Here is a 15901-nt window from a genome sequence, read left to right as displayed (position 1 = left end):
GTCCTCGGCCAGATCAGGAATAGACAAACTCCGAACCGTCCAGATCGACTTTGGGCAAGTCGTCCTTGTCGCTCCAGTAATCCTGATTGTGTTGCCATTCGATCTTGTCGCCGCGCTTGGGCATCAGATGGAGCCCACGCTGGAGATAGCCCGGGTTGAAATTGTCCGCATCAATCCAAGGCAACAGCGGCATGTTGTGATCTTCCGGGCGCAACTGGACTTCCACCCGCTTTGCTCCCTTTTCATCCATGTGCTTCAGCAGCCGGCAAACCAGGTCGGACAGCAGATCGACCCGCAGTGTCCAGCTGGCGCGGAAATAGCCAAACACCCAAACCATGTTGGGCACACCGGTGAACATCATGCCGCGATATGTAACGGTTTGTGACCAGTCGACGGGTTCATCATCGATTTCAAACGGGATGTCACCAAGAACCGAGAGATTGAACCCGGTGGCTGTAATGATGATGTCAGCCTCCAGTTCACGGCCCGATTTGAGCAATATCCCGTTTTCCGTGAAGCGCTCGATATGGTCTGTGACGGCCGCAACCTTCCCCTCGGCAATCTTGCGAAACAGATCCCCGTCGGGAAGGAAGGCAACACGCTGCTGCCATGGCCGGTAGCTCGGGGTGAAATGCGGTGACATATCGAAATCCGGCCCCAGATATTCGCGCGCGGCTGCGAACAATTCCTGCCGCACGGCTTCAGGCTCGGTCCGGCAACGACGGATCATGGTTTCCATGTCAAAATTGATCTGTTGGCGCACCACGCGGTGGATCGTCGGTTCATCGATACCGATTTCCCGCAAGCGGTCTGCCAGTTCATTGGCATTGGCGCTCGGCATGAAATATGTTGGAGACCGTTGAAGCAGGGTCAGCGAGCCACATTCGTCCGCAATAGCAGGTACGACCGTGGCAGCAGTCGCTCCCGAACCGATCAGGACGACCTTCTTGCCCTTGAGATTGATGTCCGAAGGCCAGGTTTGCGGATGGACGATCCTGCCCTTGAAATCTTTCATACCGGGCCATTCGGGCGTGTAAGGCGTATCGTGATTGTAATAGCCCTGGCACATCCAAAGGAAGTTGCAGGTGAAGAAATGCGTTTTGCCATCGGCCTTGCTGATGGCTTCGACCGTCCAGAGGTTGTCCGCACTGGACCAACGGCAATGAGTGATTGTGTGGCCATAACGGATGTGATCGCCAAGGTGGTTCTCTTCGATCACCTCGCCCATGTACTTCAGGATCTCGTCCGCGGTCGCGATGGGCGCACCGACCCAGGGCTTGAAACGATAGCCGAAGGTATAAAGGTCACTGTCTGACCGGACGCCCGGATAGGTATGCGTTACCCAGGTGCCCCCGAATTTGTCCTTGGTTTCAAGGATGACAAAGCTCTTTTCGGGCATTTGATCGGACAGATGGTAGGCCGCACCGATGCCCGAAATACCTGCTCCAACGATCAGCACGTCGAAATGTGTCTGCTGTGCGTCTGCGCGCTCTGCGGTCAATGTGCTGGTCTGCGGCACGGGCAATTCCTTCTCCAGTAGTGTTTATCTCGTGTAAGTCTGCATCAGACACCAATACCTTGATCCAGGTCAATCTCGGACCGTCGCGTATTGCTCTCGGTGCATGATTTAACATATGGTTTCCCTTGCAAAACATGCAGGCTTGGGAAAAAGCGAAAATAGAGTTTTTCCGAGTCGGAGAGGGCTAGGAAGGAGCGCAGCACATCTGCCGCAAAGGCAAGGCTCGCTATGGCAATCTGGCAATCGCAGGACACAAACATGACCACAGATCCCGTTGTAATCGCATCTTATGCTCGCACACCCATGGGCGGCATGCAGGGCGTTCTCTCTGGCGTTTCCGCCACCCAATTGGGCGCGACCGCAATCAAGGCTGCCGTCGAGCGTGCTGGAGTGAAGCCAGAGGCCGTCGATCAGGTCATCATGGGTTGCGTCCTGCCAGGCGCACTCGGCCAAGCCCCGGCGCGGCAGGCAACGCTGGGTGCCGGACTGCCGATGTCCGTTGGCGCAACGACAATCAATAAAGTTTGTGGCTCCGGCATGAAGGCAACGATGATGGCGGCCGAGGCAATTATCGCCGGCACGTCAGACATTGTCGTGGCAGGTGGCATGGAGAGCATGACCAATGCCCCCTATATGCTCACGAAGCATCGCTCGGGCGCACGGCTGGGTCATGACTCGCTCAAGGACTCAATGTTCCTTGACGGACTGGAGGATGCTTATGAGCCCGGCCGTGCCATGGGTTCGTTTGCCGAAGAAACCTGCACCGAATATCAGTTCACCCGGGAAGCTCAGGATGAATATGCACTTCGCTCGCTCAGTCGCGCGAACGAAGCCATTGCCTCGGGTGCGTTCGATCGCGAGATTGTTCCGGTCGAGGTTGTCAGTCGCAAGGGAACCGAGACGATTACAGTCGACGAACAGCCTGGCAAGGCAAATCCGGACAAGATCCCCACGCTCAAGCCTGCCTTCGCAAAGGACGGAACGATCACGGCCGCCAATGCGTCATCGATTTCTGATGGCGCTGCTGCACTTGTCGTGACGCGGCAAAGTGTTGCGGAGGCGCAGGGCCTGAACATTGCTGCCCGGATCGTGTCCTGGGCCACGCACAGTCAGGAACCGGCAAAATTCACATCTGCTCCGGTTCCGGCAATCCGCAGTGCGATGGAAAAGGCCGGCTGGACGGTGGCTGATGTCGATCTCTTCGAAATCAACGAAGCCTTTGCAATGGTGCCCATGATCGCCATGAAGGAGCTGGGCATTCCGGCTGAAAAACTCAACGTCAATGGCGGTGGCACCGCACTTGGTCATCCCATCGGTGCTTCAGGTGCGCGGATCATCGCGACTCTTATTGCTGCGCTTCAGAACCGTGGATTGAAGCGGGGTGTTGCTTCGCTTTGCATCGGCGGAGGCGAAGGCACTGCAATTGCCGTAGAGATTGCATAATTTTTTTCGGACGGTTGCATCCAAATCTCCACTAGCGCCAGTAATGGTGGTTGCGGAGACGCATATTTTGGAGTCAGGTCCGATGAATTTTTGCAAATCCCGGCTTGGAAGGGCCGAGAACCGAATTGCGTTCCAAGTACACGGTGATGCCGTCATACTAGCTGGCGCCGAAACGCTCTGGACACTCCGGTCGCTTGGCCTGACTGTTTCCGGAGATCACGCATGAACGCCCAATCTTCGGCTGAGGAAACACTTCGGCCAGGAGCTTTTGTGCCAGCAGCAAAAGGCAGGGCTGGCTCAGTCGTTGATCTTGAGGCTTTGCTCCACCTCATCGGGCAAGGCGATCGGCGCGCCTTTCGTACACTCTATGATCGCGTTGCAGGGCGAATGCTCTCCTCCGCGCGCCGAATTCTGGGCGACGGAGACTTGGCAGAAGACGCCGTCCAGGAGGCTTTTGTCAGGATTTGGAGGAGCGCGAGCAAGTTCGATCCTGCCCGCGGCGTAGCATTGGCATGGGTCGGACGCATATTGCGCAATGCGGCGTTTGACCGTTTGCCGAAGCAGCGCGACATGGCACGCATCGAGGATGTTGAAATAGCCGTCATGCCCGTGGAACCACCCAGCGCTCGCGTGGGCCAATGCCTCAAGAAGCTACCGGGGCAGCAAGGCAAGGCAATGGTGCTCATGTATGTCCATGGCATGACGCATTCGGAACTTGCAGCACATTTTGGGGCACCGCTGGGAACAGTCAAATCATGGGTAAAACGTGGCCTGGCCACACTGCGCGTTTGCATGGGGGTGCACAATGAAGAACCGAATTGATGATTATGTCCTCGGCAATATGAGCATTGAGGAACGAGCAGCCATGGATCAGGCGCGGAGATATGACCCTGAGCTTGATCAGGCGATCAGGGACGTCGAAGATTCGCTTGCGCCTTTATCTCTGGCGGCTGGTGCAGTTCCTCCGCCGCCGGGCCTGTGGAACAGGATCGAGACTGCAATAGGCTCCGAAAAAGAGGCACTTGAGGGGCGCGCCATTATTGAATTGGCTGAAGGCGATTGGTTCTCCGTTGCCCCGGGAATTGACGGCAAGACAATGTGGAACGGTCGCACAACCCTGCTGCGGTGTGCAGCGGGGGCGATCCTGCCCAATCACATGCACGACGATGATGAACATCTGCTTGTGTTGTCGGGTGATCTCGTCATCGGGGGCCGCACATTCGGCGGCGGAGATTATATTCGTTCCCGTCGCGGATTCGACCGCTTCCTGCACATGACACGCACTGGTTGCCTGATCCTGACGCAGATCGGACAATAATTTTCGCCCCCTTGCATCCGTTCTGCCGTCCGTATCGGTAATCCCATTAGCCGCGCCACTCACCCCCCTTTGCGCGGGCTTTTAGGGAGATAGTTTGATGATACAGGATTCGAATACCACGCGCCGCTCGCTGTTCCGCGTTGCGGGCGCAGGCGTGTTGTCGGCGGCTGCAGTCGGCCTGCTTGGAGGCAACGAAGCGATGGCTGCCATGAAGGGCAAGATGAGCGCGCATTCCGGCGACGTGGATATCTTGAACGTTGCGCTTGGCCTCGAGCATGAAGCGATCAACGCTTACCAGATCGGTGCGGAAAGCGGCCTGCTTGACAAGGGTACATTGGGCGTCGCCGTCGCCTTCCAGAGCGATCACAAATTCCACCGTGATGCTCTGATCGCGACGATCAAGAAACTTGGCGGCAAGGCTGTCGCGGAGAAATCGCGCGACGAATATATGACCGGCCTCAACGTTGCGTCGATCAAGAGCGCGACCGATATCGTGAAGCTTGCCCAGCGCCTCGAACTGGGTGCGGTCAATGCCTATCTCGGCGTGATCCCGTCCTTCACTGACAAGGCGCTTGCCCAGGTTTCCGGCAAGCTGGCCGCTGATGAAGTCCTTCACTATGGGGCGCTGACGCAAGCGCTTAGTGAACAGCTTCCGGTTGGCGTTAACGGTTTCCCGTTCGGCTAAGAAGCCGTCCGGATTGCAGCCAGTCGCAACGCGTCCCTGTCGCCGAGCGACTGGCTGTTTTCCATTTTCGAGGAGTTGACAATGAGATCTCTAGTCCGCGTCTTTGCAGGAGGATTTCTGCTTGGCGCAGTCGGCCTTCTTGCAATCGATGCAAGCCACGCAGCTGTTGTCGGTGACGCTGCTCGCGGCGCCAAACTCTATGAACAGAAGTGTACAGGCTGCCATTCGATCGATACCAATCGGATTGGTCCGGCGCATCGCGGAGTCTATGGTCGAAAGGCTGGGCTCGCTCCGGGTTTCGCCTATTCACCGGGCCTCAAGAACTCGAAGATCATCTGGACTGAGCCAACGCTCGACCGCTGGCTGACAAACCCGCAGGCAACCATTCCCGGCGCCCGAATGGGCTTCCGGCTCAGTGATGCACCCGCAAGGGCAGACATCATTGCATTCCTCAAGACGCAGAAGGCGGTCGCCAAGAAAAAGTAATCAGGCTGGCTGGTCCCTTGGGGCTCACCCATCGAAAGACCCTCCCCATTGGGGAGGGTTTCTTTTTTTGGGTCAAAGTGCTCCGTGGCAGTGCTTGTATTTGTTCCCGGAACCACATGGGCAGGGGGCATTGCGGCTCACCTGCCCCACCCAATTTGCAGGATCGTCCCCCAACGCTGCGTCCATGTCAGGCTGCACGATCTGCAAGGGCGGAAGTCTGGTCGTAATGAGGCCCATATTGGCGGCATCGCGATCAGCGCTGTCATCTTCGCCAGTCAGCGGATCGATATGCGTCGTGATGAAGTCCGGCAATTCAGGCAGCTCAGGTGGGGTCATGCGGAATTGCGCATAAGCCAGCACCTTGGTCACGTCTTCACGAATGGCCGAGAGCATCCGCTCGAACATCGCAAAGGCTTCACGCTTGTACTCGTTGATCGGCGTCTTCTGGGCATAAGCGCGAAGGTGGATCACCTGGCGCAACGCATCGAGCGTTGAGAGGTGTTCTTTCCAATGGTGATCAAGTGCTTGGAGAAGAACGCTTTTTTCAATCTGTTCCCAGACACCCTCTTCAAGCTCGCTGCACTTCGCAAGGATTGAGGCATCTGCGGCTTCCCGGATGCGGTCCTCGATTGCTTCAGCTTCAATGCCATTTTCGCGCGCCCAGTCTTCAATAGGCAATTCCAGCCCGAGGACGTCACGGACACGGTTCTTTAAACCGTTGATATTCCATTGTTCCGGATAGGAATTGGGTGGACAGGCTTCGCCGACGAGACCGTTTACAGTTTCGGCGCGCATATCGATGACAACATCATCAACCGTCTCGGCATCCATGATATCGCCACGCTGCTCATAGATGACCTTGCGCTGGTCATTCATCACATCGTCATATTCGACAACCTGCTTGCGAATGTCGTAGTTTCGCGCCTCGACCTTTTTCTGCGCCGTCTCAATGGCCTTTGAGAGCCACTTCGAGCCAATGGCTTCGCCATCTTCAAGGTTGCTGTTCATCATCTTGGCAAACAACGTGTCGGGACCAAAAATGCGCAGCAGGTCATCGTCGAGGCTAAGGTAAAAGCGCGAAAGTCCGGGGTCACCCTGCCGACCGGACCGGCCCCGCAGCTGGTTGTCAATACGCCGGCTCTCATGGCGTTCGGTTGCAAGGACGAACAAGCCGCCAGCCTCGAGCACCCTCTCCTTTTCAGCGGCAACTTCGGCCTTGATGCGCTCTATTTCGGCATCGCGGCGTGGTCCCGCTTCCAGCTCGGCAAGCTCATCCTCGACACGGAATTCGACATTGCCACCCAACTGGATATCGGTTCCGCGACCAGCCATGTTCGTCGCAATCGTCACTGCACCCAAGCGGCCCGCCTGTGCAACAATATGGGCCTCGCGCTCGTGGAAGCGCGCGTTGAGCACATTATGGGTCACGCCCTCCTTTTCCAGATACTCGGACAGGAGCTCCGACTTTTCAATGGAGACAGTGCCGACCAGCACTGGCTGGCCACTGCGAGACTTTTCCGCAATGGCCTTGGCGATGGCCTTGAACTTGTCGGTCGTATTCTTGAAGAACTGGTCGTCCTCGTCGATCCGCCGGACAGGCACATTCGTCGGGATCGAAACCACATTCATCTTGTAGATGTCGAAGAATTCCGCCGCCTCTGTCGCAGCCGTTCCGGTCATGCCCGACAGCTTGGGATACATCCGGAAATAATTCTGGAAGGTAATCGACGCGAGCGTCTGGTTCTCCGGCTCAATCGTTGCGCCTTCCTTGGCCTCAACCGCCTGATGCAGGCCGTCCGACCAGCGTCGGCCATCCATCATCCGACCTGTGAACTCATCGATGATGACAACCTTGCCATCTTTTACGATGTAGTCCGTATCGCGCTTGTAGATGACGTTTGCGCGCAGGGCCTGGTTGAGGTGGTGGACAACCTGCGTGTTCTCGAAATCATACAGGTTGCCGCCCTCTAGCAAGCCCGCAGATTCGAGCATGCGCTCCACTTTTTCGGTGCCGTCTTCGGTGAGGACAATCGATCGCTGCTTTTCGTCGACCTCATAGTCTTCAGCGGCAAGCTGCTTTACGACCGCATCGACACTCTTGTAGAGCTCTGACTTGTCGTCAGTCGGCCCGGATATGATGAGCGGCGTCCGCGCTTCGTCAATCAGGATCGAGTCAACTTCATCGACGATCGCAAAGTTGAACGGACGATGCGACATTTGCGCGCGTTCATATTTCATGTTGTCGCGCAGATAATCGAAGCCGAACTCATTGTTGGTTCCGTAGGTAATATCGCAGCCGTAAGCCGCGCGACGCTCAGCGTCCGTAAGGTTGGGAACAATGACCCCGACAGTAAGCCCAAGGAACTTGTAGACCTGCCCCATCCATTCGGCATCGCGCCGGGCGAGATAGTCATTGACCGTAACGACATGGACGCCAAGCCCCGGCAAGGCATTGAGATAGGTTGCCAATGTCGCAACAAGCGTCTTGCCTTCGCCCGTCCGCATCTCGGCAATTTCACCGCGATGGAGGACGATGCCGCCGATCATCTGCACATCATAATGCCGCTGGCCAAGCACCCGCTTTGCGGTCTCCCGCACGGTTGCGAACGCTTCCGGCAGAAGGTCGTCCAGTTCGGCGCCATTGGCGAGCCGTTCGCGAAAGACGATCGTCTGGTTGGCAAGTTCTGCGTCCGTCAAAGCGGAAATTGTCGGCTCAAATCCATTGATCCGGTCGACGATCTTGCCAAGGGATTTGACGTAACGATCATTGGACGATCCAAAAATGGCTTTTGCAATGCCACCGAGCATAAGGAATTCCTGTTCAAGCAAGTGATTAAAAGGGCGAGATGCCCAAGCAGGCCGCCCTATTGGCGGCGCAGTGCCGATTGCCACCAACGCTGGCGTGCCATGCACTTACTAAATCAAGCGTTTCGCAAAAATCGTGAACATATCAACGGTGCGCATTACTGAAACGTTCGCATTGTGAGGTCTGAAAAGCAGTTCGGACACGAGCGGGGTATGGATGGTATCAACGCGAAATCGAGACGGCGCAAACAACCCCGGTGCCTTTTTTACGGCAACCTCCAAAGCCTGCGTTACGCTGTGTTCAACAGAAGGCGCATGGATTCGTTGGCCACCAGTGATCGCTCCGGTAAGCCCAGCCAGCAAAGCTGAAAAGAATAACAGCAGGTTCAAATCAGATCCCTATGCAACATTGTTTCCCACATAGGGTGGGAAGCCTCATTGCGCTAGTCCAAAGCAGCAAGTCCCGTTTACCAATTACTCCCACACCGGCACAACTTGCCGGGATTTCTGACGTCGGCCAAAACGGTCGCGCGCTGGTTCAAACTTTCGGTTGACCGAAACAACTTTGCACATTCTCAAGTCCCAGAGTCTGTCTCCACTCGATTTGGATACTTCGCAGGATTCAACGCGACCGTCCCTTGCAATATGGACCAAAAGTTCTCCGTGTTTGGAGCTTCCAACATCGCCGACACTCCCCGCAGGCAGCCTCCAGCTAAATTTCTGGGTCCGCCATTCTTCAACCGCCCGCCCTTGCGCCGTTCGCGCTGGACTGAACTGGAACCTCTGAATGACAATCTCGCATGTCCGTTGGTCCAATGCGTCGGAACCACTTGATTGCGCAATGTTGCAAGATGTCACTTTGCCATTTGGATCAACCAGAAAGGCAGCCACAACGATTCCCTCCTGGCGCAATGCCAATGCCGAGGGTGGATAATCAGCAGCCGAAACTGGACTTTCCGTCAGTTTCAACGACGCACGCTGCGCAACTGGCTCAGAAGCCGAAACCGCGGACGCAATTGCAATGATTGGCATAAACAGACTGAGGTGAATATTCATGCCAGATATCCCTCGCGCAAAATTGATCGGCAGCTTCACTCAGAGCAACATTGAACATCACTCGCCTGGAGTCTAGAGGCGCCGGCATGTCTTCCAACAGCATCTCTCCGCTTGCGCGCCCGTTTCCCGTGATTCCAGAAATTGCCGGGGTGACGCGGCGCATCGCGCGTGCCCGCTACAAGTCTTGGGATCGCTGCGACCTGACCCTCATGACCTTTGATGAAGGGACGAATGTCGCTGGTGTTCTGACCCAGAGCAAATGTCCGTCGAGCGAAGTGGACTGGTGTCGGGAACATCTGCCGCAAGGTAAAGCGCGTGCGCTTGTCGTGAGTGCCGGCAATGCCAACGCCTTTACAGGCAGGCGTGGCCGTGACGCTGTGGAGGCCGTCACCACGCGTGTAGCGCAAGCGCTGAACTGCCCCGTCGAAACAGTCTTTGTTTCGGCAACCGGCGTCATTGGCGTTCCACTACCAATCGACAAGGCTGAAGCCGGCCTTGATGCAGCATTCCTCGCGTCACCTTGCAGTTGGGAGGCTGCTGCCGCAACGATCATGACGACCGACACCTTTCCCAAGGGAGGGATTGCGACTGCAATCATCGGCGACCGAACTGTAACGCTTGCCGGTATCATCAAGGGCAGCGGCATGATCGCCCCAGACATGGCAACGATGCTCGGCTATATTGTGACGGACGCAGCCGTTGAACCGGGCTTTTTGCAGACAGTGCTCAGCGCCGCCAACCAGGAGACATTTTCCTGCATCACCGTCGATAGCGACACTTCGACCTCTGACACTGTGTTGGCTTTTGCTACCGCCAAAGCCGGAAATGAGCCTTTGAGAAGTTTCGATGATGAGGGAGCCTATGCGTTCCAATCTGCATTGACCGATCTGTGCCGCCAGCTTGCGCTGCTGGTCGTCCGAGACGGAGAAGGCGCCCAGAAGCTGATCGAGATCACAGTGGAAGGTGCAGTGTCTGACCCAAGCGCTCACCGCATTGCGCTGAGCATTGCCAATTCGCCTCTGGTGAAGACGGCCATCGCAGGCGAGGATGCCAATTGGGGTCGGGTCGTGATGGCTGTTGGCAAAGCCGGTGAACCGGCGGATCGCGACAGGCTGGCAATACGCTTTGGCAATACCCAGGTTGCCAGGGATGGGCTGCCGGTCGAGGGCTATGATGAAACTCCGGTCGCAAAGCATCTGAAAGGAACCGAGATCACCATAGGCGTCGATCTGGGGCTGGGTTCGGGACGCGCGACTGTTTGGACGTGCGACCTGACGCACGGCTATATTTCGATCAACGCAGACTATCGCAGTTGACACATCAGGCACTTGTCGAGCCCGTCAGCACATTGATGCGGCAAGTTGCCGCCGATATTGTTTTGCCCCGCTTTCGGCAGCTTGCCGCTGAAGACATTGACGAGAAGTCACCCGGAGACCCTGTCACGATCGCAGATCGCGAGAGTGAGCTGCGGCTTGCCGAGGGACTTGCCCGCATCATGCCCAATGTTCGCATCTTGGGGGAAGAGGCCGCCGCGTCGGATCCTGCATTGATGCAGGGGATCGACCAAGGTGCCCTGTGGATCATTGACCCGATTGATGGCACAGCGAACTTCGCTGCAGGAATGGCGCCCTTTGCCATCATGATCGCCTTGGCACATGACGGCATTGCGGAAGCAGGCTGGATACTCGACCCGCTCACCGGGCGCCTGTGTCATGCCGTGCGTCGCGGCGGAGCCTTTATCGACGGCGAGCGCATCGTTGCGCGAGGCAGCGGAAAGGAGCGTCCTATTGCTTCATTGGCCACCCGGTTCATGCCTCGCGAAGAAGGGGATGCCCTGCTTGCCCGAACTGCCGACCTTTTGACCCCGGCCGAAATACCGCGATGCGCTGGCGAACAATATCCGCGGCTCGCACTCGGACAGAATGACATTTCAGTGTTTCACCGCGCCCTGCCTTGGGATCATGTTCCAGGAATCCTCTTTCTTGAAGAGGCTGGAGGCAAGGCCGCGCGCCCGAACGGAACGCCCTATCAATTTGCGGACGGTGAACAGTCGATCCTTGGGGCTTCCACCCCGGCCTTATGGGATAGGGGTGCCGAAATCCTTTTTGCATAGGCCAAATCTTTACAAAGGCTGACAATCCCGTTTCGCAGACGTTCAAAATCGATCCCTTAAGACACATGGGTCGGGGTCATGAACGACGGGAGTAGATTTATGAAAAGGATTGTCTTTCTTTCCATCCTGGCATCAAGCCTTGTGCCATCGATTTCATCGGCGTCCACATCGCGGGGCGAACTTGCCCGAGACCGGCACGAAGTCCGCGAAGAACGTCGCGAACTCAACAATGCCTATCGTCACGGTGATCGCCGCGATGTTCGGGACGCACGTGACGACTATCGCGATGCAAAGAGGGAATATCGTGAGGATTGGCGAGACTATCGGCGCACGCATTCAGGCGTCTATCGCCGCGGAAACTGGCATGCGCCGTTCCGCTATGAACGCTTTGCAATCGGTCGCCGCCTGCCTCCGGCCTATTATGGCCGGCCTTATGTAATCGTGAACCCAGCCTATTATCGCTTGCCGCCAGCATATGGCACCCAGCGCTGGGTCCGCCATTATGACGATGTCCTGCTGATCGACATGCGCACCGGTATCGTCCGAAACGTAATCCGCGGTTTCTATTGGTAGAAATCACCATACACGCAATCAAAGCGTGCCCCGGAAGAGCCAAAAACTCTCCGGGGCCCCTTTGTCGACGATGATAGACGCTTGATCGAACATTTTTGTTTTTCTTGGCGCGGGCGCTAGTGCGGACGTTGGGAATCACTTCATAATGTTCAGGATCTTGTCAGATGTCTCTTCGCCTCGCTGCCATTTTGCTCGCCAGCCTCTCGCCGATCGCCGTTGCGGTGCCCGTGCAGGCTGCTCCTGCCCAAACTCAAAACGCCGATGCCCGCCTCAAGCAGCTCTTCACCGACAGCGATGAAGCCACCCTCAAGCGCAACCCCATCAACGCGCTTTTTCGCGGAGACCTCCGCTACGCTGACCGGCTTGGTGACTATATTTCGGATGCCTATTTTGCCGCCGAGCGCAAGGCGGGTGAGCAGGACCTGAAGCGCCTTTTCGCCATCAATCGGGCTGCGCTCAATCCAACCGACCAAATTGCCTATGACGTGTTCAAATGGCAGACCGAAACCAACCTGCGCGGATTGCGGCCTGACATGCTCGCGTTGGTCGCGGTCCGTCCGATCGATCATTTCTTCGGCTTTCATACCTTTTATCCTGATTTCGCTTCCGGTCAGGGGGCGGCACCGTTCAAGACCGTTCTGGACTATGACAATAATCTGAAGCGGCATCGCGAATATATTGTGCTGCTTGATCGCGCGATCGGCCGCTTCCGTGAAGGCATGAAGACCGGCGTCGTGCAGCCAAAGCTCGTGATTAACAATGTCATCGACCAGCTGAACCTTCAGATCGCCCAAGGCGTTGAGGGCTCGACATTCTATGGGCCGGTCAAGACCTTCCCGGAAGGCATCAGCTCCACTGACCAATCCAGGCTGCGCGCAGACTATGCGGCCACGATCAAAATGGGCATCATTCCGGCCTATGTGCGCCTTCGGGATTTCCTGAAGAATGAATATTTGCCTGTCGCTCGCGACGGCGTTGGTCTGGCCGCCATGCCAGGCGGAAAGAAACTCTATGACTATCTGATCGAGTCCAACACGACTGTGAAGATGAGTGCGGATGATGTGCACAATCTTGGTCTCAGTGAAGTGGCGCGCATTCGCAAGCAAATGGATGATATCCGGGTCCAGGCGGGCTTCAACGGCGACCTGAAGGCCTTTTTCAATTATTTCCGCGACGATCCGAAATTCAAATTCTCCTCAAAGGAGGACATGCGGGATACGTTCCTCGCAATTGGCCGCAAGGTCGATGAACGTGTTCGCGAACAATTCTCGACAATCCCCAAAAGCCCGCTCGAGATCCGGCCAGTGCCCGAATATCGCGAAAAGACTGATGCTGGCGGCTCCTATAATGCGGGTACGCCTGACGGATCCCGCCCGGGCGTCTTCTACTATAATAGCTACGACCTGCCCTCGCGCTCAAAACCGGAAAGCGAGACGCTTTACCTGCACGAGGCCGTTCCCGGTCACCATTTCCAGATCAGCCTGGCCCAGGAAAATGAGGCCCTCCCCAGCTTCATGCGCTTTGGCGGGAATACGGCCTATGCCGAAGGCTGGGGGCTTTATGCCGAAAGCCTTTGGAAGGAGCTTGGCGTTGAAAGCGATCCCTATTTCCGTTTCGGTGGCCTGAACGATGAAATGCTGCGTGCAATGCGGCTTGTTGTTGACTCGGGGATTCATTCCAAGGGTTGGACGCGGGATCAATCGATCCAGTATATGCTCGACAATTCGGGCATGAGCCGCACCGATGCGACCGCTGAAGTCGAACGCTATATCGCAATTCCCGGGCAGGCACTTGCCTACAAGATCGGTCAGTTGACGATCCTCAAGCTGAAGGCCCGTGCCCAGGCAGCCCTTGGCGACAAGTTCGACCCGCGCGAGTTCCACGCGCAAGTCCTGATGACGGGCGCGCTGCCCATGGCCGTCCTAGAAAAGAAGATCGACGACTGGATCGCATCCAGAAAATAGGCCGCAGACCAGTCAGCTCGCAATCGTGGCAATTGCGAACACTAGACCGACAACAACAAGCCACAGGACAATGGGGAGGATCATGACGACAGGAACGAGTGTCCGCGTCGGCATGGTCCACCAAAGGCCGCACGTCGTTGACAGCGAGAGAGCAGGCAAAAGCCAAAAGCCATAGAGTGTCACAAGATCGACGAGTGATTTGGGCGACGCCATGAATGTGAGCGCTGCAATGCCAATGAACGGCAAGGTCAGGAAACCGGCCGCAATACGCAACAGGGCAACATACATGTCGGCCGCTTATCGGGCGCCACTGAGGTCGTCCACACTTATACGACCGTCAGCGTTCCACGTGTTCAGCCCAGCGACTCACCTATCAGTTTGCGGCTGTTCTCTATGCCATAGAGTGCAATGAAACTGCCCATCCTCGGACCCGCGCTTGATCCGAGAAGGGTTTCATAGAGCGCCTTGAACCAGTCGCGCAGATTTTCAAAGCGGCCAGTCTTGCCAATTTCATAGACGATATTCTGGATGTCCTCGGCACTGGCATTCGCCGGAAGTGCCGCAAGTTCTGCATCGAGACGCTTGAGAGCGTCCACCTCCACTCCTTGCGGCGCGCGGCGCTTCAGGGTGGGAACCACGAAATCACGGGCATAGTTGATGGCAAGGCCGATCAAGGTATCGAGCTCAGGCTGGGTCTCGGGCGATGTGTCCGGGGCATATTTACGAACGAAGTTCCAGACGATCTGCTTGTCACCCAGTCCCGGCAAGCTCACCAGATTGAGCAGCAGGCCGAATGTGAGCGGCGGAACGGCATCCGGCACCTTGCCGTTGTGGATATGGTGGACCGGATTGCCGAGCTTTTGCTCGATCGGTTGACCAGCATAATTGCCGCGGAACTGAAAATACTCATCGACAGCACGCGGCACGACGCCAAGATGCAGTTGCTTGGCACTCTTCGGCTCGCGATAGGCATAGAAAGCGAGGCTTTCCTGCGTTCCGTAGCTCAGCCACTGCTCAAGGCTCAGTCCATTGCCCTTGGACTTGGAAATCTTCTCCCCTTTTTCGTCAAGGAACATCTCATAGATGAGCCCTTCCGGCTTGCGACCTCCGAGCGCTTGCGCAATCTTGCCCGACTGGACACCGCTGTCCGTCAGGTCCTTGCCATACATTTCATAGTCAACACCAAGCGCGACCCAGCGCATGGCCCAATCGACCTTCCACTGAAGCTTCGCCTGCCCGCCGAGGATCGACTGTGTGACTGTTTCCCCTTCATCATCGAAGCGGATGAGCCCGGCATCGGCATCGACCACCTCAACCGGGACCTGCAGGACAATCCCGCTCTTCACGCTTATCGGGAGAACGGGCGAATAGGTTGCAGCACGCTCCTTGCGAAGCGTTGGCAGCATGATGTCCATGATCGCCTGATACTGACGCAGGACATTTCTCAGTGCATCGTCGAATGCGCCTGAAGCGTATCGCTCGGTCGAAGAGACGAATTCATATTCGAAACCGAACCGATCAAGAAACTCGCGGAGCATCGCATTGTTGTGATGCGCGAAACTTTCGAACTTCTCGAAGGGATCGGGAATTTTTGTCAGCGGTTTGCCAAGATAGGCCTTGAGCATCTCCTGGTTCGGCACATTGTCTGGCACCTTGCGAAGGCCATCCATATCATCCGAAAATGCTATCAGTCGCGTCGGCATGTCAGACAAGGTCTCGAAGGCGTGACGAACCATTGTCGTGCGTAGCACTTCATTGAATGTACCGATATGCGGCAGGCCTGACGGGCCATATCCCGTTTCGAAGATGACCGGCGCTCCGTCAGGCTTTCCCGACGGCAAGCGTTTCAGAACCTTGCGCGCTTCTTCATAGGGCCAGGCCTTTGAAACCATCGCTGCGTCGCGCACGTTCGTCACTTTCCGTTGCTCTTTCGTTCTAG

The 15901-nt window shown here is 56.6% G+C and carries 15 protein-coding genes; 9 read left to right on the top strand and 6 right to left on the bottom strand.

Annotated features, from left to right (window positions below):
• Positions 1-13 precede the first annotated feature (13 nt).
• The gene (locus K0O24_RS09045; RefSeq protein ID WP_246610939.1) at positions 14-1519 is read right to left on the bottom strand and encodes a flavin-containing monooxygenase; all 1506 of its coding nucleotides are present in this window, start codon (positions 1517-1519) and stop codon (positions 14-16) included.
• 258 nt (positions 1520-1777) lie between these two features.
• Here K0O24_RS09045 and K0O24_RS09040 point away from each other — a divergent pair, with 258 nt between their 5' ends.
• The 5 genes from K0O24_RS09040 (at position 1778) to K0O24_RS09020 (ending at position 5451) form a co-directional block, all read left to right on the top strand.
• Positions 1778-2962: a thiolase family protein gene (locus tag K0O24_RS09040; RefSeq protein WP_219892426.1), complete on the top strand. Its 1185-nt coding sequence runs from the start codon at positions 1778-1780 to the stop codon at positions 2960-2962.
• A 222-nt stretch (positions 2963-3184) separates the two neighbouring features.
• Positions 3185-3784: a sigma-70 family RNA polymerase sigma factor gene (locus K0O24_RS09035; RefSeq protein ID WP_219892425.1), complete on the top strand. Its 600-nt coding sequence runs from the start codon at positions 3185-3187 to the stop codon at positions 3782-3784.
• Positions 3768-4280 (top strand): cupin domain-containing protein, encoded by a 513-nt coding sequence (locus K0O24_RS09030; RefSeq protein WP_219892424.1) that lies wholly within the window; start codon positions 3768-3770, stop codon positions 4278-4280. Before K0O24_RS09035 ends, K0O24_RS09030 begins: the two co-directional genes overlap by 17 nt.
• Positions 4281-4377: 97 nt before the next feature.
• Positions 4378-4965 (top strand): ferritin-like domain-containing protein, encoded by a 588-nt coding sequence (locus K0O24_RS09025; protein ID WP_219892423.1) that lies wholly within the window; start codon positions 4378-4380, stop codon positions 4963-4965.
• 81 nt (positions 4966-5046) lie between these two features.
• A complete protein-coding gene (locus K0O24_RS09020) occupies positions 5047-5451 on the top strand; it encodes a c-type cytochrome (protein WP_219892422.1) in 405 nt (134 codons plus the stop codon).
• Between the two features lie 72 nt (positions 5452-5523).
• Here K0O24_RS09020 and secA read toward each other — a convergent pair whose 3' ends face one another.
• From secA to K0O24_RS16950, 3 genes are all read right to left on the bottom strand, one after another.
• On the bottom strand, positions 5524-8259 hold the full coding sequence (gene secA / locus K0O24_RS09015) for a preprotein translocase subunit SecA (RefSeq protein WP_219895563.1): 2736 nt from the start codon (positions 8257-8259) through the stop codon (positions 5524-5526).
• A gap of 108 nt (positions 8260-8367) precedes the next feature.
• A complete protein-coding gene (locus tag K0O24_RS09010) occupies positions 8368-8646 on the bottom strand; it encodes a hypothetical protein (RefSeq protein ID WP_219892421.1) in 279 nt (92 codons plus the stop codon).
• 84 nt (positions 8647-8730) lie between these two features.
• Positions 8731-9288, bottom strand: a complete 558-nt coding sequence (locus tag K0O24_RS16950; RefSeq protein WP_425514777.1) for a TonB family protein — start codon at positions 9286-9288, stop codon at positions 8731-8733.
• A gap of 110 nt (positions 9289-9398) precedes the next feature.
• On the opposite strand from K0O24_RS16950, the gene argJ reads away from it, so the two are divergent.
• The 4 genes from argJ (at position 9399) to K0O24_RS08985 (ending at position 13962) form a co-directional block, all read left to right on the top strand.
• On the top strand, positions 9399-10628 hold the full coding sequence (gene argJ, locus K0O24_RS09000) for a bifunctional glutamate N-acetyltransferase/amino-acid acetyltransferase ArgJ (RefSeq protein ID WP_219892419.1): 1230 nt from the start codon (positions 9399-9401) through the stop codon (positions 10626-10628).
• Positions 10629-10663: 35 nt separating this feature from the next.
• A complete protein-coding gene (locus tag K0O24_RS08995) occupies positions 10664-11425 on the top strand; it encodes an inositol monophosphatase family protein (protein ID WP_219895562.1) in 762 nt (253 codons plus the stop codon).
• 99 nt (positions 11426-11524) lie between these two features.
• Entirely contained in the window at positions 11525-11998 is a 474-nt protein-coding gene (locus tag K0O24_RS08990; protein ID WP_219892418.1) for an RcnB family protein, read from the top strand.
• 164 nt (positions 11999-12162) lie between these two features.
• The gene (locus K0O24_RS08985; protein WP_219892417.1) at positions 12163-13962 is read left to right on the top strand and encodes a DUF885 domain-containing protein; all 1800 of its coding nucleotides are present in this window, start codon (positions 12163-12165) and stop codon (positions 13960-13962) included.
• 12 nt (positions 13963-13974) lie between these two features.
• Here K0O24_RS08985 and K0O24_RS08980 read toward each other — a convergent pair whose 3' ends face one another.
• Entirely contained in the window at positions 13975-14250 is a 276-nt protein-coding gene (locus K0O24_RS08980; RefSeq protein ID WP_219892416.1) for a hypothetical protein, read from the bottom strand.
• Positions 14251-14315: 65 nt separating this feature from the next.
• On the bottom strand, positions 14316-15854 hold the full coding sequence (locus K0O24_RS08975) for a lysine--tRNA ligase (RefSeq protein WP_246611190.1): 1539 nt from the start codon (positions 15852-15854) through the stop codon (positions 14316-14318).
• Between the last annotated feature and the right edge of the window lie 47 nt (positions 15855-15901).

The organism is Aquisediminimonas profunda (genome assembly GCF_019443285.1).
In the GTDB taxonomy this organism is placed as follows: Bacteria; Pseudomonadota; Alphaproteobacteria; order Sphingomonadales; family Sphingomonadaceae; genus Aquisediminimonas; species Aquisediminimonas profunda.
Note: the sequence above shows the minus strand (reverse complement) of the source record. Positions and strands in the feature narration are given on the sequence as shown.